Source organism: Salipiger pallidus (assembly GCF_014643635.1).
GTDB classification, from domain to species: Bacteria; Pseudomonadota; Alphaproteobacteria; order Rhodobacterales; family Rhodobacteraceae; genus Salipiger; species Salipiger pallidus.
In genome coordinates, this window is the sequence record NZ_BMJV01000004.1 from 109,802 (window position 1) to 131,619 (window position 21,818).

Annotated in this window: 20 protein-coding genes; 8 read left to right on the plus strand and 12 right to left on the minus strand. The window is 64.8% G+C overall.

Features of this window, described 5'->3' with window-relative positions; genetic code table 11:
• Positions 1–13: 13 nt before the first annotated feature.
• A complete protein-coding gene (locus tag IEX41_RS10620) occupies positions 14–553 on the minus strand; it encodes an adenine phosphoribosyltransferase (RefSeq protein ID WP_188790231.1) in 540 nt (179 codons plus the stop codon).
• A 28-nt stretch (positions 554–581) separates the two neighbouring features.
• Positions 582–1,454, minus strand: a complete 873-nt coding sequence (locus tag IEX41_RS10625; protein WP_188790232.1) for an S-methyl-5'-thioadenosine phosphorylase — start codon at positions 1,452–1,454, stop codon at positions 582–584.
• A gap of 312 nt (positions 1,455–1,766) precedes the next feature.
• Between IEX41_RS10625 and IEX41_RS10630 the strand changes: the two genes are divergently transcribed.
• Positions 1,767–3,395 (plus strand): SulP family inorganic anion transporter, encoded by a 1,629-nt coding sequence (locus tag IEX41_RS10630; protein WP_188790233.1) that lies wholly within the window; start codon positions 1,767–1,769, stop codon positions 3,393–3,395.
• Between the two features lie 53 nt (positions 3,396–3,448).
• Here the strand turns inward: IEX41_RS10630 and IEX41_RS10635 are convergent, their stop codons facing one another.
• On the minus strand, positions 3,449–4,051 hold the full coding sequence (locus tag IEX41_RS10635; RefSeq protein ID WP_188790234.1) for a flavin reductase family protein: 603 nt from the start codon (positions 4,049–4,051) through the stop codon (positions 3,449–3,451).
• 90 nt (positions 4,052–4,141) lie between these two features.
• Between IEX41_RS10635 and IEX41_RS10640 the strand changes: the two genes are divergently transcribed.
• Both IEX41_RS10640 and IEX41_RS10645 read left to right on the plus strand, forming a co-directional pair.
• Positions 4,142–4,627, plus strand: coding sequence for a GNAT family N-acetyltransferase (locus tag IEX41_RS10640; protein WP_188790509.1), 486 nt, complete (start codon positions 4,142–4,144; stop codon positions 4,625–4,627).
• A 48-nt stretch (positions 4,628–4,675) separates the two neighbouring features.
• Positions 4,676–5,428, plus strand: a complete 753-nt coding sequence (locus tag IEX41_RS10645; RefSeq protein WP_188790235.1) for an EcsC family protein — start codon at positions 4,676–4,678, stop codon at positions 5,426–5,428.
• A gap of 656 nt (positions 5,429–6,084) precedes the next feature.
• Here IEX41_RS10645 and ptsP read toward each other — a convergent pair.
• The 7 genes from ptsP to IEX41_RS10680 all read right to left on the minus strand — a co-directional run bounded on the left by ptsP (position 6,085) and on the right by IEX41_RS10680 (position 14,137).
• Complete coding sequence (gene ptsP, locus IEX41_RS10650) at positions 6,085–8,319, minus strand: phosphoenolpyruvate--protein phosphotransferase (protein ID WP_188790236.1); 2,235 nt, start codon at positions 8,317–8,319, stop codon at positions 6,085–6,087.
• A 139-nt stretch (positions 8,320–8,458) separates the two neighbouring features.
• Entirely contained in the window at positions 8,459–9,697 is a 1,239-nt protein-coding gene (locus IEX41_RS10655) for an aspartate kinase (protein ID WP_188790237.1), read from the minus strand.
• 328 nt (positions 9,698–10,025) lie between these two features.
• Positions 10,026–10,463, minus strand: coding sequence for a DUF1178 family protein (locus IEX41_RS10660; protein WP_188790238.1), 438 nt, complete (start codon positions 10,461–10,463; stop codon positions 10,026–10,028).
• Positions 10,464–10,513: 50 nt separating this feature from the next.
• Positions 10,514–11,731 carry a 3-deoxy-D-manno-octulosonic acid transferase gene (locus IEX41_RS10665; protein ID WP_188790239.1) on the minus strand — a complete coding sequence of 406 codons (1,218 nt, stop codon included), beginning with the start codon at positions 11,729–11,731 and terminating at the stop codon, positions 10,514–10,516.
• A gap of 375 nt (positions 11,732–12,106) precedes the next feature.
• Positions 12,107–12,691: an HNH endonuclease gene (locus tag IEX41_RS10670; protein WP_188790240.1), complete on the minus strand. Its 585-nt coding sequence runs from the start codon at positions 12,689–12,691 to the stop codon at positions 12,107–12,109.
• A 183-nt stretch (positions 12,692–12,874) separates the two neighbouring features.
• Entirely contained in the window at positions 12,875–13,744 is an 870-nt protein-coding gene (locus IEX41_RS10675; protein WP_188790241.1) for a serine hydrolase domain-containing protein, read from the minus strand.
• Positions 13,745–13,750: 6 nt separating this feature from the next.
• Positions 13,751–14,137, minus strand: coding sequence for an excinuclease ABC subunit B (locus IEX41_RS10680; protein WP_229673151.1), 387 nt, complete (start codon positions 14,135–14,137; stop codon positions 13,751–13,753).
• 124 nt (positions 14,138–14,261) lie between these two features.
• Here IEX41_RS10680 and IEX41_RS10685 point away from each other — a divergent pair, with 124 nt between their 5' ends.
• Positions 14,262–14,612 carry an I78 family peptidase inhibitor gene (locus tag IEX41_RS10685; RefSeq protein ID WP_188790243.1) on the plus strand — a complete coding sequence of 117 codons (351 nt, stop codon included), beginning with the start codon at positions 14,262–14,264 and terminating at the stop codon, positions 14,610–14,612.
• On the opposite strand, the gene IEX41_RS10690 is transcribed toward IEX41_RS10685, so the two are convergent.
• Entirely contained in the window at positions 14,609–14,839 is a 231-nt protein-coding gene (locus tag IEX41_RS10690) for a hypothetical protein (RefSeq protein WP_188790244.1), read from the minus strand. The two genes, IEX41_RS10685 and IEX41_RS10690, sit on opposite strands and share 4 nt — an antisense overlap.
• Positions 14,840–15,109: 270 nt before the next feature.
• On the opposite strand from IEX41_RS10690, the gene IEX41_RS10695 reads away from it, so the two are divergent.
• Positions 15,110–15,322, plus strand: coding sequence for a hypothetical protein (locus IEX41_RS10695; protein WP_308421502.1), 213 nt, complete (start codon positions 15,110–15,112; stop codon positions 15,320–15,322).
• A gap of 460 nt (positions 15,323–15,782) precedes the next feature.
• Here the strand turns inward: IEX41_RS10695 and uvrB are convergent, their stop codons facing one another.
• Positions 15,783–17,978: an excinuclease ABC subunit UvrB gene (uvrB, locus tag IEX41_RS10700; protein ID WP_188790246.1), complete on the minus strand. Its 2,196-nt coding sequence runs from the start codon at positions 17,976–17,978 to the stop codon at positions 15,783–15,785.
• 455 nt (positions 17,979–18,433) lie between these two features.
• Here uvrB and IEX41_RS10705 point away from each other — a divergent pair, with 455 nt between their 5' ends.
• From IEX41_RS10705 to IEX41_RS10715, 3 genes are all read left to right on the plus strand, one after another.
• Positions 18,434–18,745 (plus strand): ETC complex I subunit, encoded by a 312-nt coding sequence (locus tag IEX41_RS10705; protein ID WP_188790247.1) that lies wholly within the window; start codon positions 18,434–18,436, stop codon positions 18,743–18,745.
• 612 nt (positions 18,746–19,357) lie between these two features.
• Positions 19,358–21,265 (plus strand): YadA C-terminal domain-containing protein, encoded by a 1,908-nt coding sequence (locus tag IEX41_RS10710; protein WP_188790248.1) that lies wholly within the window; start codon positions 19,358–19,360, stop codon positions 21,263–21,265.
• On the plus strand, positions 21,259–21,804 hold the full coding sequence (locus tag IEX41_RS10715; RefSeq protein ID WP_188790249.1) for a hypothetical protein: 546 nt from the start codon (positions 21,259–21,261) through the stop codon (positions 21,802–21,804). Before IEX41_RS10710 ends, IEX41_RS10715 begins: the two co-directional genes overlap by 7 nt.
• Positions 21,805–21,818: the final 14 nt, after the last annotated feature.

A 21,818-nucleotide genomic window follows, 5' to 3' on the forward strand; every position in this document is an offset into this window, starting at 1 on the left:
CCACGTTTGGATGTCAGAGCCCGTCGAAGGCACAGAGCGCGTGAACGTCCATCCCTAGTTCCTCGAGCCGCTTGCGCCCTCCCAGCTCTGGCAGGTCCACCACAAAGGCACAGCCTGCAATCTCTCCGCCCAGCCGCTCAACGAGTTTGATGCCCGCTTCGGCGGTGCCGCCAGTGGCAAGAAGGTCGTCAACAAGCAGGACGCGTTCCCCGGCGGTGATGGCGTCATCGTGCAGTTCGACCTCTGCCTCTCCGTATTCCAGCGTATAGCGTTCCGAGATCACCGCACCCGGCAGCTTGCCCTTCTTACGGATCGGCACGAAGCCCACGGACAGCTGGTGCGCCACCGCACCGCCCAGGATGAAGCCGCGCGCCTCGAGCCCCACCACCTTGTCCACCCGCAGCCCTGCATAGGGCTGTAGCAGCTGGTCCACCGCCATCCGCAGGCCACGCGGGTCGGAGAACAGCGTCGTGACATCGCGGAAGATGATGCCTTCGTGCGGGAAGTCGGGGATGGAGCGGATATAATCCCGCACCTCTTTGGGCTTGCTCATGTCGCGGTCTTTCCTGTCGCTGAAATGGTCAGAGCACGCGCCCGGCCACGGCGTCAAGTCGGGCCAGAAGCGTGGGATCACGCCTGTCGGGGGCGGTCATGATGGCATGCTCCAGCGCGCGGTCACAGTTGTGGGGGCAGCGATCACGCTGCGTGCCAAGCAAGAAGGGCAGGCGGCCGATCATCCGTCGCGCCTTGTCTCCGTTGCCAGACATGACGCGGATGATATCGCTGATCTCGACCGCGCCGTGATCCGGGTGCCAGCTGTCGAAATCGGTGACCATCGCGACAGAGGCATAGCAGAGCTCGGCCTCGCGGGCGAGCTTGGCCTCGGGCATGTTGGTCATGCCGATGACATCGGCGCCCCAAGCCTCGCGGTACATCCGAGATTCCGCCATGGTCGAGAACTGCGGCCCCTCCATCGCAAGATAGGTGCCGCCCCGGTGCACGCGCACCCCGGCCTCGCGGGCGGCGGCGTGGCAGGCATCGCCGAGCCTTGGACAGGTGGGGTGCGCCACCGACACATGCGCCACGCAGCCAGTACCGAAGAAACTTTTATCGCGGGCGAAGGTGTGGTCGATGAACTGGTCGACGATGACGAAATCCCCCGGTGCCATCTCTTCGCGGAACGACCCGCAGGCCGACACCGAGATTACGTCCGTCACCCCCAGTCGCTTCAGTGCGTCGATGTTGGCGCGGTAGGGCACTTCGCTCGGCGAATGCACATGGCCCCGGCCGTGGCGCGGCAGGAAGGCCATCTCTACCCCACCCAGCGTGCCAGTCAGGATCTCGTCCGAGGGCGCGCCCCAGGGCGTGTCGACCGACACCCATCGCCTGTCCTCGAGTGCCTCGAGCTCGTAGAGCCCCGACCCTCCGATCACGGCCAGTTTCATCTTGTCCATGCGTTCACCCCCTGCTGTGCCTTGCAGGAGAATGGCGAGAATATAATCATGATCAACCGCTTTGGCCTTGGTGGAATCGGTTTGCATAGCCAGCGTGACGGATCTGCGCTTGGGACCGGGACGGAGTGCCGTGAGCAGGCCACGCGTCCGTAAGACGTCGCTACCGGAGAGCGGCAATCTGCATCCCATTGAGGGTGGACAGAAAAGTTCGGCGCACCGCCAGCAACTGCCCAAGATGTGAACGACTGGTCTTTTTTGCTGCATTGCCGTATCAGCGCCGCAACGAATTCACTGAAAAGACAGGACGCGCACATGGCAAAGGCATTGCTGGCAAGATTTGCCAATGGCATCACCAAGCCCGATCTGCGGGTGGCTCCGACCACCGCGCTGAGCCCGGGACAATTCCGCACCGATGTGCTGTCGGGGCTGACCGTCGCCCTCGCGCTTGTCCCCGAAGCGGTGGCCTTTGCCTTCGTCGCCGGGGTGCACCCGCTGGTCGGTCTTTACGCGGCCTTCATGGTCGGGCTTATCACCGCGATCTTCGGCGGTCGGCCTGGCATGATCTCGGGGGCGACCGGCGCGCTTGCGGTGGTCATGGTAGCGCTGGTGGCGCAGCACGGGGTGGAATATCTCTTTGCCACCGTCGTGCTCATGGGCATTCTCCAGCTCATCGCCGGGGCGATGCACTGGGGCAAGTTCATCCGGCTGGTGCCGCATCCGGTGATGCTTGGGTTCGTCAACGGGCTGGCCATCGTGATCTTCATGGCGCAGCTGACCCAGTTCAAGGTGCCGGGCACCGCCGATCCGTCGGGCCATGGGGCAGGCGGCGGTGAATGGCTGTCGGGCCTTCCGCTGGCGCTGATGCTGGGCCTCGTGGTGCTGACCATGGCGGTGATCTGGCTGCTGCCGCGCTTCACCAAGCTGATCCCCGCACCGCTTGCCGGCATTGCGGTGACCGCCGTGCTGGTGATCGTCTTCGGTCTCGACACTCCGCGCGTCGGCGACATGGCCTCGATCGAGGGCGGCTTGCCGGCCTTCCACATCCCCGCCGTGCCGCTCAACTGGGAGACGCTGCAGATCATCCTGCCCTACGCAGTGATCCTTGCCGCCATCGGGCTCATTGAATCGCTGCTGACCCTCAACCTCGTGGGCGAGATGACCGGCCAGCGGGGCGGTGCGAGCCAGGAGTGCATGGCGCAAGGCGCGGCCAACCTTGTCACCGGCTTCTTCGGCGGCATGGGCGGCTGTGCGATGATCGGCCAGTCGATGATCAACGTGAACTCTGGTGGACGCACCCGGATCGCTGGCATCGTCGCCGCACTGTTCCTGCTGAGCTTCATCCTCTTTGCCGCCCCCCTGATCGAGCTTATCCCGCTCGCCGCGCTGGTGGGGGTGATGTTCATGGTGGTGATCGGGACCTTTGCGTGGAATTCGCTGCGCATCCTCGCCAAGGTGCCGTTGATCGACGCCTTCGTCATCATTCTGGTAACCGTGGTGACCGTCTATGAGGACCTCGCGGTTGCCGTGGTCGTGGGGGTCATCGTCTCGGCGCTGGCCTATGCGTGGAACAACGCCCGCCGCATTCATGCCGAGACCGAGGTGACCGCTGCCGGCGCCAAGATCTACAAGGTGCAGGGGCCGCTGTTCTTCGGCTCGACCGACGGTTTCGCCGAGCTCTTCGATCCCGAGACCGACCCCGATCTCGTCGTCGTCGATTTCGCCGGCAGCCGTGTGGTGGACCAGTCGGCGCTGCAGGCGATCGAGGCGATTGCGGGCAAGTACGAAGCGGCGGGCAAAACCCTCCAGCTGCGCCATTTGTCGCGCGACTGCCACAAGCTGCTGACCAAGGCCGGCCACCTCGTGGTGGACAGCGACGATGACCCCGACTACGCGCTTGCCGCGGACTACAATGTCCGGACCGGCATCCTCGGCGGACACTGAATGCAAAAGGGGCGGCGCGGGCCGCCCCTTCTACCTTGTCTTGTTCAAGTGGTTCATTCGCCCGGGCGCTTGAGGGCGAACACCTCCCGGATCACCGCGTAATCGCGGTAGCCCAGGCGGCTCAGCGGCTCGAAGCGGGTCACGTCGAAGCGCCCCTCGGACAGGCAATCGTCGCGCATGTGGATGCCGGTGACCTCTCCGAACACCGCGAAATTCGCCTCGCCTTCGAGAGGCACGATCTGCGTCACCCTGCATTCCAGAGACGCCGGCGCCGAGGCCACGCGCGGGCAGTCGATGGTCTCGCACTCGGCCTTGTCGATACCGGCCATGGCGAACTCGTCTTCGCCAGCCTTCCACGGGCCGGAGGTCGCGTTCATCGCGTCCCGCGCTGCGTATTCCACGATATTGACGCAGAAGACGCCGCTTTCCCGCAATTGGGCGACGCTGTCCTTGGTGCCGTCGCGGTCAGGCTTGGCCGAGGTCGAGGCGAACATCACCTGCGGGGGCACATAGGCGACTGCGTTGAAGAAGCTGTAGGGCGCGAGGTTGTCGCCAAGCGTGCCACGCGTGGAAATCCAGCCTATGGGCCGGGGCGTGACGATGGCGTTGAACGGGTTATGTGGCAGTCCGTGACCATCTTCGGGGCGGTAGAACATGGCTGTCCTCTTGGAAAAAACTGAATATATGTCCCGTCATAGGCCGCAGGGCCGCTCTTTGCACGGATCATTCAACAGGGAGACAGACCGCTGTTCACACTGAGCCAGGAAAAGCCCGGGGATTGGTGGGAGGTCGAAACGCTGTACGATCTGTGTTTCGCACCGGGACGGACGCTGTTGTCATCGTACCGGCTGAGGGACGGAGTGGCTCCGGTGCCCGAGCTGTGCCGCGTGGCGCGCGATGAAGGCGGCACTCTTGGCGGCGCGATCCGCTACTGGCCGATCCGTATCGGGCGCTGGCAGGCGCTTTTGCTTGGGCCGGTTGCGGTCCACCCGATTGCGCAGGGCGAAGGGCTTGGTGCGGCGCTGATCCGCGACACGCTGGAACGGGCGCGTGACCTGGAATGGGGCAGGGTGCTGCTGGTGGGGGATGAGCCCTATTACAAGCGCTTCGGCTTCGTGAAGCTTGAAGGGGTCGAGATGCCGCCCCCCACCAACCCCGACCGCATCCTCGGGGTCGAATTGAAGCCCTGCGCCTGGCAGGGCGTCACCGGCGAGGTCGAGCGCAGCGCTTGATTTCCGGCCCGACGGCACGATCTTCAAAAGAAGAACAAGGATGCCAGCATGACCGGAACCAACCTCGTGACCACCGACCAGACCAGCACGGAAATCGCCGCCCTCGCCAAGCGCTACCGCGCGGCAGGGGGCATTGGGATCCAGATTCTCAATGTCATTGGCGGGCAGGCGGAGAACCTGCTCGAACGGCTGCCAGAAAAGGTGAAGGACCGCCTTGAAGCGGCGACAAGCACGGCGCTGGAGCTTGCGATGAACGCCGCCAGCGGCTCGCGCGGGGTCGTGCCGGACCAGAAAGGCTGGCTGAACACCGCGCTTGCGACCGCGATGGGCGCGGCTGGCGGGGCTGGCGGCCTCCCCACGGCGCTGGCCGAGCTGCCGGTGACCACGACAGTGCTGTTGCGCGCCATTCAGGGGGTGGCGGCGGACCACGGGTTCGACCCCAATGACCCCGAAATCCGGCGGGAATGCATCGCTGTCTTTGCTGCGGCCGGCCCACTGGCCAGCGACGACGGGTCCGACATGGGCTTCCTGTCGGCGCGGGTGACCCTGACCGGCGCGAGTGTGCATGGGCTTATCGCCAAAGTGTCGCCACGGCTGGCGACCGTCATGGGGCAGAAGCTTGCGGCGCAAACCGTGCCGCTGCTGGGCGCGGCCGCCGGGGCGGCGACGAACTACGCCTACACAAGCTATTACCAGCAGATGGCGCAGGTCCAGTTCGGCCTTCTGAAGCTGTCACAGGAGACGGGCCGGGACCGGGAGTCGCTCGTGGCCGAACTGCGGGACGCCCTAGCACGCCGTTAACCTCATCTTTCCGACTCGGATGGTAGGCCCTTAGGCGAGGGCGACAAAACCGCCTCAGGGTCCATCAGGTCCAGATGGGGGCGCTCACAAAGGGTTCTGGGGGCTGCCTGTCCGGAGGATGCCGGAACACTGAAGGGCCACCGCCTGTGCAGAAGGTACGGGTAGCGTCCGTCGCCAAAAAGGCGCGAGGCGCGAGACTTCTACAGCCCGGCCGCCGCAGGATTACGGACGGTCGGGCACTTTATCGGGGGCAAAGCCCCAGGTGCATTGCGTGGTTCGAGGGGCGTGATGACAGTGCCGGACGAAGCCTCTCTGAGGATGGGCCTTGCATGGTCTCTAGAGTATCGGCCTCGTCGCGAGAGGGCCTGATCGAGGGCTTCCCTGTTGCCGGCTCGCCGTGCGGTGGGCTAGGGCAAAGCCCTCATGAGGCGATCACTTGTGCTTAACGTGGCACCGCATTGTCGAAGCTGCGGGGTAGCGACGCCTCCGGCGGGCGTGCTTCTCAAGAGAAGATGCGCAGGGTCGTCCCCCTGTTCCTGCTCGCGCGCTTCTTCTCTTTCCAAATACGCATGTCCCAAGCTATCGGCCGGCCGCAGCGCCGGGGCTATACGATGCTCGCCGAGGACCGCCCGGTCTCAGGCCGACAACTTTGCTGTTCAGCCGTTCCAGCGCAGGTATTCCATGACCGATTCCCGGGCCGATTGTTCGCCCCGTTCGCGCGCGTCGCAGATCACGTCGTAAAGCGCATCGAGATCCGTGCGCATGATGAGGCTCTTGACCGGCCCGATGGAGGCGGGCCGCATGGACAGCCGGTTGATGCCGATGGCCGCAAGGCAAACCGCTTCGATGGGGCGGCCCGCATCCTCGCCACAAAAGCTCAGCGGTGTCCCGGTCTCGGAGCAGCGCTGCACGATGCCTTCGAGGAAGGTCAGGAAGCTGACATTGAGCGTATCGTAGCGGCGGCGCACCCGTTCGTTCTCGCGGTCGGCGGCAAAGAAGAACTGCTTGAGATCGTTGCCACCGATGGAGATGAAGGCCACGTCCTCGAAGAACTTGCTTGATGCGTAAGCCAGGCTGGGGGTTTCCAGCATGGTGCCGATCGTCACGCTTTCGGGGACCACGTGGCCCAGCTTGCGTTCGATGGCGAGGGCCTTGTCCACCTCGGTGCGGGCGGCGGTGAATTCGCTGTATTGCGCCACGAAAGGGAACATGACGTTCAGGGGACGGCCTTCGGCGGCGCGCAGAAGGGCCTGCATCTGCATGCGCATGACCCCGGGCTTGTCGAGGCCCACCCGGATCGCCCGCCAGCCAAGCGCGGGGTTCGGCTCGTCGTTGGGCTTCATGTAGGGCAGGACCTTGTCCGAGCCGATGTCGAGTGTCCGGAAGATCACCGGCGTGTCTCCGGCGGCGTCCATCACCCGCTTGTAGACCTCGGCCAGCTCGGTCCGCTTGGGCATCTGGTTGCGGATCAGGAACTGCAGCTCGGTGCGGAAGAGGCCCACGCCCTCGGCGCCGGAGCTGGGCAGGGAGGGCAGGTCCGCCAGAAGGCCCGCGTTCATGTAAAGGTGGATGCGGCGACCGCAGACCGACACCGCCGGCCGCTTGCGGATCGAGGCATAGCGCTCCTGCGCCTGTGCCTGCATCGCCATCTTGTCGCGGAAGGCGCTGACGACGGTGTCGTCGGGGCGCAGGTGGACCACCCCTTGGTCGCCGTCGATCATGATGTGATCGCCGTTCAGCGCCTCGTTGGTGATCCGGCCCGCGTGCACCACCAGCGGGATCGCGAGCGCCCGGGCCACGATGGCCGCGTGGCTGCCGACCGAGCCTTCCTCAAGCACGATGCCGCGCAGGGAACGTCCGTAATCCAGCAGCTCTGCGGGGCCGATGTTGCGGGCGATGAGGATGGGATGTTCGGGCATCTCGGCGCCGGTCTCGCGGCCCTGGCCGGTGAGGATGCGAAGCAGGCGGTTGGACAGATCGTCAAGATCGTTGAGCCGTTCGCGCAGGTAGGGGTCGGCCACCTGGCCCATGCGGGCACGGGCGGTGGACTGCTCTTTTTCCACCGCGGCCTCTGCCGACAGCCCGCGGTCGATGTCCTCTTCCATTCGGGTCCGCCAGCCCTTGGAATTGGCGAACATGCGGTAGGCTTCGAGTACCTCGAGCTGTTCGCCCTCGGCACCTTCGAGCATTTCGTCGACGCTGACCCGAAGCTGTTCGATGGCGGACTGCAACCGTTCGCGCTCGCTGTCGGAATCGTCTGCGACGAGGTTGGTCACCACGACGCGGGGCTCGTGCAGCCAGACGTTGCCCTCGGCCGTGCCTTCCTGGCCGGTGATGCCACGGATCAGCGAAGGCTGGGTGTGCCGCGCCTTGAGCGCCGCACTATCACCGACGAAGACACCAAGCTCGGCCATCTCGGCCAGTACCATGGCCACGACCTCAAGGGCGTAGATCTCGTCCGAGGTAAAGACGCGCTGTTCCTTGGTCTGCACCACCAGCACGCCCAGCTTTTCGCCCAGACGCTGGATCGGCAGGCCGAGAAAGCTGGAAAATACCTCTTCGCCGGTCTCGGGCATGTAGCGGAAGCCGCGCTCGGCGGGTGCGTCAGCGGTGTTGACCATCTTTCCGGTACGCGCGACCCGGCCCACAAGGCCTTCGCCCAACTTCATGCGGGTCTGGTGGACGGCCTCCTGCTTGAGGCCTTCGGTGGCGCATAGCTCGAGCGTCTGCTCGTCGCGGAAAAGGTAGATCGAGCACACCTCTGTGCCCATGGAATCGGCGGTCAGATGGGTGATCTTGTCCAACCGCTCCTGTCCCGCGGCCTCTTCGGCCATGGTGTCTCGCAGCCGCACGAGCAGCTTTCGGCTCTCGCTTTCGGTCCGGTCGATCATTGCGCCGATGTCCTCTCCAGTCACGCCAGCTATAGGGGACGCGAAGAAGCAGGGAAAGGGCAATCATTACTCAACCCTGAGAAGATTGCCCTTTAAAGGCCTATGGATACCGGCGCAGCCCTGCCGCGCCGGGGAGGCCTCAGGCAGCCTTGTCGAGCTCGAAGGCAGTGTGCAGGGCCTGCACGGCAAGTTCCATGTACTTGCGATCCACAAGCACCGAGATCTTGATCTCGGAGGTGGTGATGACCTTGATGTTGATGCCCTCGTTCGACAGCACCTTGAACATTTTGGCAGCAACGCCGGTATGGGAGCGCATGCCGATGCCCACCACCGAGATCTTGCAAACATCGGTGTCGGCCACGAGATCGTGGAAGTTGATGCTTCCCGCGTCCTGTGCGGCTTTGAGGGCCTGTTCGGCCCGCGCAACCTGGTTGGTAGGGCAGGAGAAGGTCATGTCGGTGCGGCCATCTTCGGAGATGTTCTGCACGATCATGTCCACGTTCACGCCCGCCTCGGAGAGGGGCGAGAAGATGGCGGCGGCGATGCCCGGACGGTCGGCGACCGAGATCAGGGTCATTTTCGCTTCGTCGCGCGAGTGGGCGACACCGGAGACAACGTTCAGTTCCATGATTTCCTCCTCGTCGCAGACCAGCGTGCCGGCCTCGTCCGATTGTTCTTCGAAGCTGGAGAGCACCCGCAGCTTCACCTTGTAGCGCATGGCAAGTTCGACGGAGCGGGTCTGCAGGACCTTGGCCCCGAGCGAGGCGAGTTCGAGCATTTCCTCAAACGCGATCTTGTCGAGCTTGCGGGCCTTGTCGCAGATCCGTGGGTCGGTGGTGTAGACCCCGTCCACGTCGGTGTAGATGTCGCAGCGTTCCGCGCCGAAGGCGGCGGCGAAAGCGACGGCGGTGGTGTCGGAGCCGCCACGGCCCAGCGTGGTGATGCGGCCCTCGGGCGAGATGCCCTGGAAGCCCGCGACCACGGCCACGCGCATGCCTTCGCCGAACTTGCGGTTGATGTTGTCGGTGGGGATGTTGACGATGCGGGCCGAGCTGTGGGCGCTGGTGGTTTCCAGCGGCACTTGCCAGCCCTGCCAGCTGCGTGCGGGCACGTCCATTTCCTGCAAGGTCAGCGCCATGAGCCCGGCGGTCACGTTCTCGCCCGAGGAGACGACGGCGTCGTATTCGCGGGCATCGAAGAGCGGCGAGGTTTCCTCGACGTAGCCGACAAGCTTGTTGGTTTCCCCGGACATGGCCGAGACGATGACGATGACGTCGTAGCCCTTGGCCACCTCGACACCGACGCGTTTCGCGGCCCGCCGGATGCGGTCGAGCGTGGCGACGGAGGTGCCGCCGAATTTCATCACGAGAACGGGCATGAGGGTGACCCCCGGGCAAAGAACTGTTTGGGGCGCGGTTTACTGTGCGTCCATGTGGCGCGCAAGGCCCGACGTTCACGCGCGCGTTAGGGCGTGGATTTTGCGTATTTGGACAGCGAAGACGCGGCAGGGCGCGCTCTTGCCGGCGAGTCGGATCCATCATGTGGAGGCGCAAGCCCGGCCCGCAACTTGGGCGCGGCGCGAGGTTCCGCAGGCCGGATCGTCGGTTCGGGCCGCCAGCTTTAATTTGCCAGCCCAGCCCGCCAACCCGGTCCGCCGCGCGGGGCGGATCAGCGAGGCCGTCGGGTAGGGCTGCCGATCACGGTTGTCAGTTGGTCTTGCGCGTGGGGCGGAAGGGAAGCGGGACGACTGGCACGCCGTCATTGATCAGCTTCTTTGCTTCATCGCCGCGGGCCTCGCCCCAGATCGGACGGTGGTCCTGTTCGCCCTCGTGCATGGCGCGGGCTTCGCGGGCGAAATCGCGCCCGACGTATTCCGAGCTTGCTTCCACCTTGCGGCGCAGCTCGCGCAGGGCCTGTTCGGCGGGAGAGGCGGGGGCCGAGAGGTCGGCCTTCGGCTGCGGCGCGGTATCGTCCTTTGAGCGGGCGTTGACGCGGGGGGCCATAAGGTCCTTTTGCACGTCTGACGAGCCGCAGACGGCGCATGTGACCATGCCGGCGGCGTGCAGCTTGTCGAAGGCGGTTGCGGACTGGAACCAGCTTTCGAAGCGGTGTCCGTCGTCGCATCTGATGGAATACTGGATCATGTCATCAGGCTCGGGGAATGTTGATTCATGTAACCGTTTCCTGCCGCGTTTCAAGATGGGGGCGCGTGGGGCAGGTGCCGCGCGATGGCGGCGACAAGGGCCTTGGCATCCGCCTCCGGTTTCAGTGCGGCGCGGGCGGCATCGGCCTGGCTGCGCTGCGCTTCGGGGGATTTCAGGCGGACCAGGGCAGCGGCAAGCTCGTGGGAATCCGTGATGGCACTGGCGGCGCCAGCGGCGTCAAGTCGGGCAAAGGGCGCGCGGAAATTGGCCACGTCAGGCCCGTGGATCAAGGCGGCGCCGTGGGCGGCGGGCTCGTAGGGGGTGTGGCCACCGCGATCTGTGAGGGTCCCCCCGATAAACACGCGGCCCGCCAGAGGGTAGATCAGGTCCATGTCGCCCAATGTGTCGACAAGGTAGACCGGCGCGTCACCGGGCGGTTCGGAGCGGCTGCGGCGAGCGCAGCCAAGGCCGCGGGCGGTGATGAGCGCCTCAATCTCGTCGCCCCGCCGGGGATGGCGTGGTGCGAGGATGAGCTTCAGGTCCGGCTCGTGCATCAGGGCCATGCGGTGGGCATCGAGCACCGTTTCCTCTTCGCCGTCATGTGTGGAAGCGGCGAGCCAGGTGGCCATTCGGTCGAAGCCTGCCGACAGCTCCGGGTCGTGGCGGGGCGTTGCGGTGTAAAGCGCCTTGAGGTCCACCAGCGGACCCTGCGCCGCTTTCGGCAGGCCGGCGGCCGCATAGCGGGTGGCCGAGCCTTCGTCCTGCGGTGAAACCAGTGCGAGGCGGCCCAGAACCCGCTTCAGCAGCCCGCCGAACAGCCCCCATGTGCGCGCGGTCGGGGCGCTGAGCCGTCCGCCCATCACCATCACCGGGCCGGGGCATGACAGCACGCGGTTGGGCCAGAGTTCGGATTCCATGGCAATATGGGCGCGCACGTTCCAGTCCCGGTGCATGCGGCGCACGACCCAGGACAGGTCCAGTGGGGCGAGCCGAGCGGCCATGCCCCAGCGCTGCGCCAACGCCACGCCGGTCGCGGAGTTGCAGGTCACTAGAAGAGGCAGGTCGGGACGGGCTGCGCGCAGGGCGTCGACGAGAGGGCGGGCTGAGGCCAGTTCTCCGTTCGAAGCGGCGTGTAGCCAGATGTGCGGGGCGGGGTCCGCCGGGCTACGGGCAAGCCGCTGTGACAGCGCCGTCCAGTCGCGCGCGATCACCAGCCGGACGACGACCCAGAGGGCAAAGAGCGAGACGAGCAGGCGGTAGAGCGGCATGGATCCTTTCCCGGGGCGCGGCGGCGCTGCCGGGGGGATTAGGCCGTGGTGATGCGTCTGGCAAGGGGCAGGCCGTTGCTCCGGCACGCCGACGCGGGCAACAACGCTCGCAAGGGCGCCTAAGCGTGCGCCGATCCCGGTGCAGGGAGAGAGGCCGCGTGACAGCGGGCTGCCAGTCCGTGAACGTGCTGCTTTTGATGCCGATCTCGCAGCTCCAAGGGGCGGCTTGGAGTCAGCCCTTGACGCAGGTCAGGGAGCCACGAGCCCCGATCCCGCAAGGAGCCTTGGCCGTCGTGAGCCCGCGGCGACGGCCAGGGGAAGGCGCCACTGCGTGAAGCGTTTGTGCCCGGCGGCCCCGTCCGCCGCAGTGCCGGATCAGGCCTGGAGTTCGGCATCCCAGTAGAGGAAATCCACCCAGCTTTCGTGCAGGTGGTTGGGAGGGAACTTGCGCCCGGTGTCCATCAGTTCGGACGCGCCGGGCTGGCGCGGCGGCTTGCGCAGGCACATGTGAGCCTGCCGCAGGGATTTCGACCCTTTGCGCAGGTTGCACGGCGAACAGGCCGCCACCACGTTTTCCCAGCTTGTGATCCCCCCCGAGGCGCGCGGCACCACGTGATCGAAGGTCAGATCCCCCTTCGATCCGCAATACTGGCAGCGGAATTCATCCCTCAGAAAAAGATTGAAGCGCGTGAATGCCACGCGCTTCCTTGGTTTTACGTAATCTTTCAGGACCACCACGCTGGGGATCTTGAGCGTCATCGAGGGGCTTCGCACCTCCTCGTCGTACTCGGCGATGATGTCGACCCGGTCGAGGAAGGCCGCCTTGATCGCCTCCTGCCAGGGCCAGAGCGACAGCGGGTAGTAGGAAAGCGGTCGGTAGTCCGCGTTCAGCACCAGCGCCGGGTGGTGTTTGAGCGCCGAGGGCTCTCGTACGAAATGAGTTCTGAAGTCGCCGTCCATGGAATGAATCGTTCCCTGCTCTGTCTGCTTCTTCGAAAGCACCAGAGCGGGGAGCCCGCCCCAGCTGAAACCACTATATCTCGCGTTCACTTTCTGACAAGCCTCGCAAGATGCTGTGGTGCTTCCGAGGCTATCGCGGTTACGTAAAGCCCAGATGACAGGCGTTCGCGGTGGCTTCCGGCCTCAGGAATGGCCCGACAGGGCGAAGGCCGCAGCTTCGGCCGGGGCTTCGGAGGGACCGTGGCAGAATGCGGCCACTGTGCGCGGCGGCGTGGCACTGGGGAAATGGTACACCGCGCCCGCGCTGAACGGCCCGGCGCCGGAATGGCCGATCGCAGGCTGGCCGTGCATGTCGCCGATCATCAGCCCGAGCCCGTAGCCGCAGCGCGTCCATGGCCGATCCGGCAGCGCGCCGCCCACGGGACGGGTGGTCAGCATCTCCTCCAGAAGGAGCGGTGGCAACACTGCCCCGCCAAGCAGCGCATGCAGCAGGCGCGCGGCGTCGCCCGCCGTGCCGATGAGGCAGCCGTGGTAGACCCAGCCGGGGTGGTAGCGCCGTGCCTCCGGCCAGTGGACCATGGCGAAATCCTCGCGGCTTCGCGCCAGTCTCACGCGGGTCAGACCAAGCGGGTCGGTGATATAGCTGGCAATGGCTTCTCCGAGGGGCAGACCCGAGGCCGCCTCGATCCGCTCTCGCGCCAACATGTAGCCAAGATTGGAATAGCGAAAGCCGGTGCCTGGTGTGTCGCAGCCCTGCGCCATGGCGGCCTTTGTCAGGCGGCCCCTTTTCCAAGGCTCCTCGTCTGCGCGGACCGCGGCCGCATAGCTGGGCAGGGGCCCGTAATCGGGAAGGCCAGCAGTGTGGGTCAGTAGCTGGCGCAGGGTCATCCCGTCTCCCCGGGCATCGAGCGCCAGCTTGCCGTGACCGGCGAGGCTCAGGGCAAGCGCGGCGATCACCGTCTTGGTAAAGCTCCACCACGGAAAGACGTGAGGCGGGCCATCCTGCCTGTGGGTCTCGTCGATCCACGCGACATGGCAGTCTGGCGCGGCCATCCGGTTTCAGCCCTCGGCGGGCTCTTTTGGGTAGGTTGCGTGGCACTGGGCAACGTCCGCCTCGGCGGTGCGGCGCAGGCCGGGCAGGGAAAGGGCGAGTTGCGCGTCACGGGCGCGCAGGGCGGCGGTGTCGACAGGGACCTTGCGGGTGCGCGGCTGGGTGTCGGTTTCCCAGCAGGGGATGAGCCCCCCGGCGCTGGTGCCGCACATGCGCATGCGGGTCGTGCGCTCGAACTCGGTCTCGAAGGTGTAGCCTCGGGCAAGATCGGCGGCGATGCGTTCACGCTCCTTGAGGGCGGACCGCCATGGCCCGGCCGCGTCGCTGAGACAGGCCTCGCGCGGGGTGGCGCAGGCAGCAAGGGCAAGAAGGCCCGCAAGGGGGATCAGCAACATCCGGCTCATGATTCTACGATAGCCCGCCGAGGGCCGGAGTCGAGCCCCCACGTGGTGGCTCGACCATAACGTGATCGGTCGCTACGCTCTATCCATTCTGGAACGATCCCGAAAGGCCTGACCCATGCGTCCTATCCACCTCCTGCTACCCCTGGTTGGCCTCTGTGCCACCGCCGGCCACGCGACACCGCAGGCGATGTCCCCCGGACAGCTTGCTACCCAGCCGTCGGTCCACCGGGTTGGTCTGCAAGAGATGCTTGGCCTCTCGGCCCGGCAGGAAGAGCCAGAGACAGCCTGTAATCCCGAGCAGTGGGAGGGCTTCGTCGGTGCCAACGTGGCAGCGATCACCATGCCCGCCGATGCGGACGTGCGCATTACCGGGCCGGGCTACATGGCGACGATGGATTACCGCGTCACCCGTGCCAATCTTGAGGTCGACGAGGACGGCGTGGTGCAGCGCGTCACCTGCGGCTAGGCCGCTTCAGGACTCCTTCGTCGGGTCCAGGGCGTGAGCAGCGCGAGGATCGGTTCGGGCGTGTGGCGGAAGGTCAGCGTGGTCCGGCTCACCCCGGCGTAGTGCTTCCGGTCGTTGAGAAGCGCCTCCTCTGACGGCATAGGGCTGCGCAGCTGTTCAGCGATCAGCGCGGTGCCAGGATCGGCGCTGGCAAGGATCCCGGGGTCATGATCGCAGCGGCAATCCATGGGTCGACAAGGCGTTCGATCCAGCAGGGCTTGACCACTGGTGACACGCCCGGCGGTTGCAACAGCCCGCCGCGCGGTCGGTTCCGTGCTGCAGCGCGGCATTTTCATGATTTTTGGGAACAATTTCGCGAGCCATGGAGTTGTTATGTCAATCGCAAGGTCGAACGACGGCCTGCAGAATAGCGGATACGAAGGATACCTAGGATGAAGACCGGAGCAACCATTGGGCTTGCAGTTGTGGCCGTCGCAGTAATTGCGTTTGGTGCATACATGATCGACTTTGATGTGACCGACGAAGGCGCACTGCCTGAGGTCTCCGTCGAGGGTGGTGAAATGCCCGAAGTCGATGCAGACGTGGGCTCGATCACTACCGGCACCGAAACCGAAACCGTGGAAGTGCCCGACGTCGATGTGGACGTGAGCACCGAGGAAGCCGAAATCGAGGTCCCCACGGTGGACGTCAACCCGCCCAAAGACGACTGATCGCTCTCACCCTCATGAGAGTTTGGCACGAAGCCCCCTTCGCGGACGCGGAGGGGGTTTTTTGTTAAGAGTTCCTTAAGCAATGTCTGACGAGCCTGCTGTGCAGGAAGGATCGCCATGCCTCCTGTCGACGCGTGTCAGCGGCTTCGCGCCGAGATCGCGCCACTGCAGCAGCGTTCAGAAGAGCTGTGAGAACTTCTCCTCTCCGGTAAGGCTTCGATGCGGAGCATCGGATACGGGGTGAAGGACTGTCGACAAACCCGCAGGAGGTTAGATTTAAGACCAGCTTTCCGCCAACCTCCTGACCAATCCGCGGTTCTGGACCGAAAAGCAGTCTGGTTGCGTCCGTATTGCCCGACCCGCTAACCGCAGCGATCGCACTCGGAGCGCCCATGCGTTCATAGCGAGGCGAACGGCTGGCGAGGAGGAAGGCTTCGAGGTTATCTCGCGCTGATAGCCTCTATTTCCCGCGCCGCTTTACATTCCCTCCACGCTGCCCCGGGCGGCCCGCCGTGGAGCGGCCGCGGGACTTGGTGGCGGCCTCGGATGCTGCCTCCACCGCCGATTGCCGCGCCAGCGGGTCGTCCGACACGGCAAGGTCCACCGCCTCGAGGCGCTTGACCTCGTCGCGCAGGCGGGCGGCTTCCTCGAACTCGAGGTTCTCGGCTGCCTTGCGCATGTCCGCGCGCAAGCCATCCAGTACCGCCTCGAGATTGGCGCCTGGACGGCTCTCGACCGTTGCGGTCACGCGGTTCATGTCCACGTCGCCCTGGTAGAGGCCGGCGAGGATGTCATCGACGTTCTTCTTGACAGTGGCCGGCGTGATGCCGTGTTCCTCGTTGTATGCGATCTGCTTTTCGCGGCGACGATCAGTTTCCGCCAGAGCCCGCTCCATGGAGCCGGTGACGCGGTCGGCATACATGATCACCCGGCCTTCGGCGTTTCGTGCGGCGCGGCCGATGGTCTGGATCAGCGAGGTTTCCGAACGCAGGAAGCCTTCCTTGTCAGCATCGAGAATGGCCACCAGCCCGCATTCGGGAATGTCGAGCCCTTCGCGCAGAAGGTTGATGCCGATCAGCACGTCGAACGCCCCGAGGCGCAGGTCGCGCAGGATCTCGATCCGCTCGATTGTGTCGATGTCGCTGTGCATGTAGCGCACCTTGATGCCCTGCTCGTGCAGGTATTCAGTCAGATCCTCGGCCATGCGTTTGGTCAGCACGGTGCAAAGCGTGCGGTAGCCGTCCTTGGTGACCTTGCGGATCTCGTCGAGCAGGTCGTCCACCTGCATCTCCACGGGGCGGATCTCCACCTGCGGATCCAGCAGGCCGGTCGGGCGGATGACCTGTTCGGTAAAGACGCCGCCCGCCTGCTCCAGCTCCCAGTTGGCGGGGGTTGCCGAGACGAAGATCGACTGCGGGCGCATGGCGTCCCATTCCTCGAACTTGAGGGGACGGTTGTCCATGCAGGACGGCAGGCGGAAGCCGTGTTCCGCCAGCGTGAACTTGCGCCGGTAGTCGCCCTTGTACATGGCGCCGATTTGCGGGACCGAGACGTGGCTTTCATCCGCGAACACGATGGCGGTGTCGGGGATGAATTCGAACAGGGTGGGGGGCGGCTCGCCCGGGGCGCGGCCCGTGAGATAGCGCGAGTAGTTTTCGATCCCGTTACACACGCCTGTGGCCTCGAGCATCTCGATGTCGAAGTTGGTGCGCTGCTCAAGGCGCTGGGCCTCGAGCAGCTTGCCTTCGTTGACAAGCTGGTCAAGCCGCTGGCGCAGCTCTTTCTTTATCTCGATCACCGCCTGGTTCATTGTCGGCTTGGGCGTCACGTAGTGCGAGTTCGCGTAGACGCGGATGCGCTCGAACGAGCCGGTCTTCTCGCCGGTGAGGGGGTCGAATTCGGTGATCGCCTCGAGTTCTTCTCCAAAGAAGGACAGCTTCCACGCGCGGTCCTCAAGGTGGGCGGGCCAGATCTCGAGACTGTCGCCGCGCACCCGGAAGCTGCCGCGCTGGAATCCCGCGTCATTACGGCGGTATTGCTGCGCCACCAGATCGGCGATGATCTTGCGCATTTCGTATTCGCTGCCCGCGTGCAGATCCTGCGTCATGGCGCCGTAGGTCTCGACCGAGCCGATGCCGTAGATGCACGACACCGAGGCCACGATAATCACGTCGTCCCGTTCCAGCAGCGCCCGCGTGGCCGAGTGGCGCATGCGGTCGATCTGTTCGTTGATCTGGGATTCCTTCTCGATGAAGGTATCGGAGCGCGGGACATAGGCCTCGGGCTGGTAGTAATCGTAGTAGCTGACGAAGTATTCCACCGCGTTGTCAGGGAAGAAGCCCTTGAATTCGCCGTAGAGCTGGGCCGCCAGCGTCTTGTTCGGGGCAAGGATGATCGCCGGGCGCTGGGTTTCCTCGATTACCTTGGCCATGGTGAAGGTCTTGCCAGTCCCGGTTGCGCCCAGAAGCACCTGGTCATGCTCGCCTGTTTTGATGCCGCCCGACAGCTCCTCAATGGCGGTGGGCTGGTCCCCCGCCGCGCTGAATTCGGTGTGCATGACAAAGCGCTTGCCGCCCTCGAGCTTTTCACGGACGGCGACGTCCGGGGCAGGGGCGTGCAGGAGGGCAGGGGACTTGTCGGAATGGGCGTAGGGCATGAGATTTCCTGCGGCAGAGGGCGGGCCGGGCATGGGGAGGCGTTTCAAGCATGTGTTCCCCCGGCGCAAGGAATCAAGTGTGTGCTGTGCCGCAGGCGGTGTGCCAAACCGGCGCTGCCGCCGAAAAGACGGGCATATCCCGAGTAACCAGCTGATTATGATAGGCGAAACGGATCTCGCCGCTGGTGGGGCCGCTGCAATAAGCTGCATGCGGGGAATTTTGGTTTGCTGAAAGTGGTAAACTGGACATACCTTTGACGGGCAAGCGGTTGGCCCGACGGGCTCGGGTGGTACAAACCCACCCCTCGCTCCCTTGTCCCGCCCGGCAACGTCGGGCCCCGCTTGCAGCCGTTCCGGCCGAATGCTTCGCAACGCGGGAGGCATGATGTCGTCTGCGGACTTGCTACGGCGCGAGGAATCCTAGATAATCCGCAGAAGTATTTTGGAGGGATTCCATGCGCGCACGGATTTACCAGCCGGCCAAGACGGCGATGTCCTCGGGTCAGGGCAAGACCAAGCACTGGGTGCTCGACTTCGTCCACGAGACGGCTCGAGAGGTGGATCCGCTAATGGGCTGGACGTCTTCCGACGACACGCAAAGCCAGGTGCGCCTGCGCTTTGACAGCAAGGAAGCCGCGCTGGATTATGCCAAGGAACATGGCATCGACGCCATAGTGACCTCCCCCAACAAGCGCCGCGCCAATGTGCGGCCCCGCGGTTATGCAGAGAACTTTGCGGTAGACCGTCGCAGCGTCTGGACGCATTGAGCAAGTAACTCGGGGCAAACTTGTCTCGAAATCGGGGCAGGGATCCCGCGAAGGCAGTCTTCGATCAGCATGCAGGGCGCCCAGGGGGCATCTTCTACGAAATGTTGGTTTCGGCGTTCGCTCACGTTTGAAACCGCAAACACCCGAAGTACCACTCATTCCTTTAGTGCTGGCGTAGGCGCTTGTGTCGTAGCTTCATGGCCTTTTGACGCGCTCGTCGCAACAGAGCCGACTGAAAAGGGCAAGGGTCAGGGCCAAAAAGGCATAGCATCCTGATCAAGGCAAGCGGACCGCGCCGGGCAGATATCCTTAACGCCCATCTGTGATCAGACAATGTGAGATGGCTGGCGTTTCGACGTTTCACAGTGACTCGCGCTGAGCCTCTGAAACCGTGGCAGGCGTGCCAGCCACAAAAGTTTCTCACCAGAAAACACGATTTTCTGAAACTTCCTTCACCTCCCCTTACGTTTCTTCGTTGTCGCGCGTCATGCTTCGTCTGGCGGTTGCGGTTAACAAACGAATTTCTCGATGGGAGTGAAGGATTTGACCAGTAAAGTAGCGCAAGGCCAACTGGGACGTCTCCTGCGGACAAGCGCCAGTGCAGTCCTGCTGATGACCGGCAGCGCCGCCTACGCGGATGGAAGCCCTGACTGCAACCTCGGCAGCGGGACCAACAGCACTGAGTGCGGCGTCAACAGCACCGCGGATGGAGAGTTTTCGGTCGCGGTTGGTGACGGGGCCACCACGGACGCGACCTCGACCGACGGCGTGGCGATCGGCAGCGAGGCGTTGACCTCCGGCCCCTCCACCACCGCTATCGGTGGCGAAACCACAGCCACCGGTCCCGGTGCAAGCGCAGTTGGCTGGCAGGCCACTGCGAACGGTGAGCGCGCTCAGGCATTCGGCCATTTGGCCACTGCCGAAGGTGAACGCAGCCTGGCCATCGGCGAGAACGCCGGCGCGCAAAGTGCCTTCTCCACTGCCATCGGCAATGAATCCACCGCCAACGGCGTCGATGCACTGGCGGTAGGCGACTCTTCCGCAGCCACCGGCCCGTCGACCACTGCCGTCGGTGGTGAGAGCGTTGCAACCGGTCCCGGTGCCACGGCCATCGGCTGGCAATCCTCGGCCACGGCTGAACGGGCACAGGCGTTTGGCCACCTTGCCAGCGCCGATGGCGTCCGCAGCCTCGCAGTGGGCGAGAATGCCAACGCGCAGTCCGACTTCTCCACTGCCATCGGCAATGAATCTACCGCCAACGGCGTCGATGCCCTGGCGGTAGGCGACTCTTCCGCAGCCACCGGGCCTTCGACCACTGCCGTCGGCGGTGAGAGCGTTGCAACCGGTCCCGGTGCCACGGCCATCGGCTGGCAATCCTCGGCCACTGCTGAACGGGCACAGGCGTTTGGCCACCTTGCCAGCGCTGATGGTGTCCGCAGCCTCGCAGTGGGCGAGAATGCCAACGCGCAGTCCGACTTCTCCACTGCCATCGGCAATGAATCTACCGCCGACGGCGTCGATGCACTGGCGGTAGGGGATTCCTCCGCAGCGACCGGCCCGTCGACCACTGCCGTCGGCGGTGAGAGCGTTGCAACCGGTCCCGGTGCCACGGCCATCGGCTGGCAATCCTCGGCCACTGCCGAACGGGCACAGGCGTTTGGCCACCTTGCCACCGCCGAAGGTATCCGTAGCCTCGCGGTGGGCGAGAATGCCAACGCGCAAAGTGACTTCTCCACCGCTATCGGGAATGAATCCGTTGCCAATGGGATCGACGCACTGGCGGTCGGCGACTCCAGCTCGGCCACTGGCCCGTCGACCTCTGCACTTGGCGGCGAAAGTGTTGCAACCGGCCCCGGCGCGACGGCCGTTGGCTGGCAGGCAATGGCCACCGCGGAACGTGCGCAGGCATTCGGCCACCTTGCCAGCGCAAGCGGCGTGCGTTCGACCGCCGTGGGCGAAGCGGCGACCGCGTCCGGCGACCGGTCGCTGGCCTTCGGCAACCTGTCCTCGGCAACCGGCACCAACTCGGCTGCCATCGGCAACGGCGCCGTGGCGAACAACGACAACCAGTTCACCTTGGGCAATTCCAACAACACCTACACGCTGACCGGTGTCGCATCGGAGCAAAGCTCTGAAGCGCAGGGCACTCCCGTGGGCTATGTCACCTCGGACGAGAACGGCAACCTCGCTGTGGATCGGGTGATCATGCCGTCGGTGGCGGCGGTGAACGCCAACGCCTCGGGCATCGCCAGCAACCGTCGCGCCATCGAAAGCAACCGCGACGCGATCATGGACAACAAGGAAGGTATCGCCATGGCGATGGCGCTCGAAGCGCCTTACGTCCCTGCGGACAAAACCTTCGCCATGTCCACCAGTGTCGGCGCCTTCGAGGGTACCAGCGCCCTTGCGCTCAACATGGGCTACCGCGTCAACGAGATGGTTCAGCTTGACGCCGGTGTCACGCACGGGTTTGATCGCGGCCAAACTGGCGGACGGATTGGTGTAACCTGGGCATGGTAACCAGAAGACTTCTGAACAACTTCCTTTCGCCGCGCAGGATCTGCGCGGCGATTGCTCTCTCTATGGTACTGGCCGTCCCCGCGACGGCGCAGGAAAAGGTCGAGCGCAGCTTTGCCGTTGCCCTCGTGCGTGACGTGCTCACGGCCATCAACCATGGCAACTGGACCGGCAACTACACGGTGCTACGCGATTACGCCTCGCGCGATTTCGCCGAGGTCAACGATCCGACACGGCTGGCGGGGCTGTTCACGGCCCTCCGGGAGGCCGGTCTCGACATGATGCCGATCCTCGTTGTCGAGCCGACGCTTCTTCAAACCGAGGTCTCCGCACGCGGGGACCAGATCCGTTTGACGGGCTATTTCCCCACCGAGCCGCAGCATTTCAGCTTCGACATGGTGTTCGTCAACGAATCCCGCCGCTGGCTGCTGTTCGACATTTCCGTCGGAGCCTTCGACCCGATCACAGAGCAGGACAGGCCGGCAGCGTCCGGGGAAAGCAGCGCCGAAGACGACGAGACAAGCCCGGAAAGCGGCGACTGAGGCCACCCTGCAAT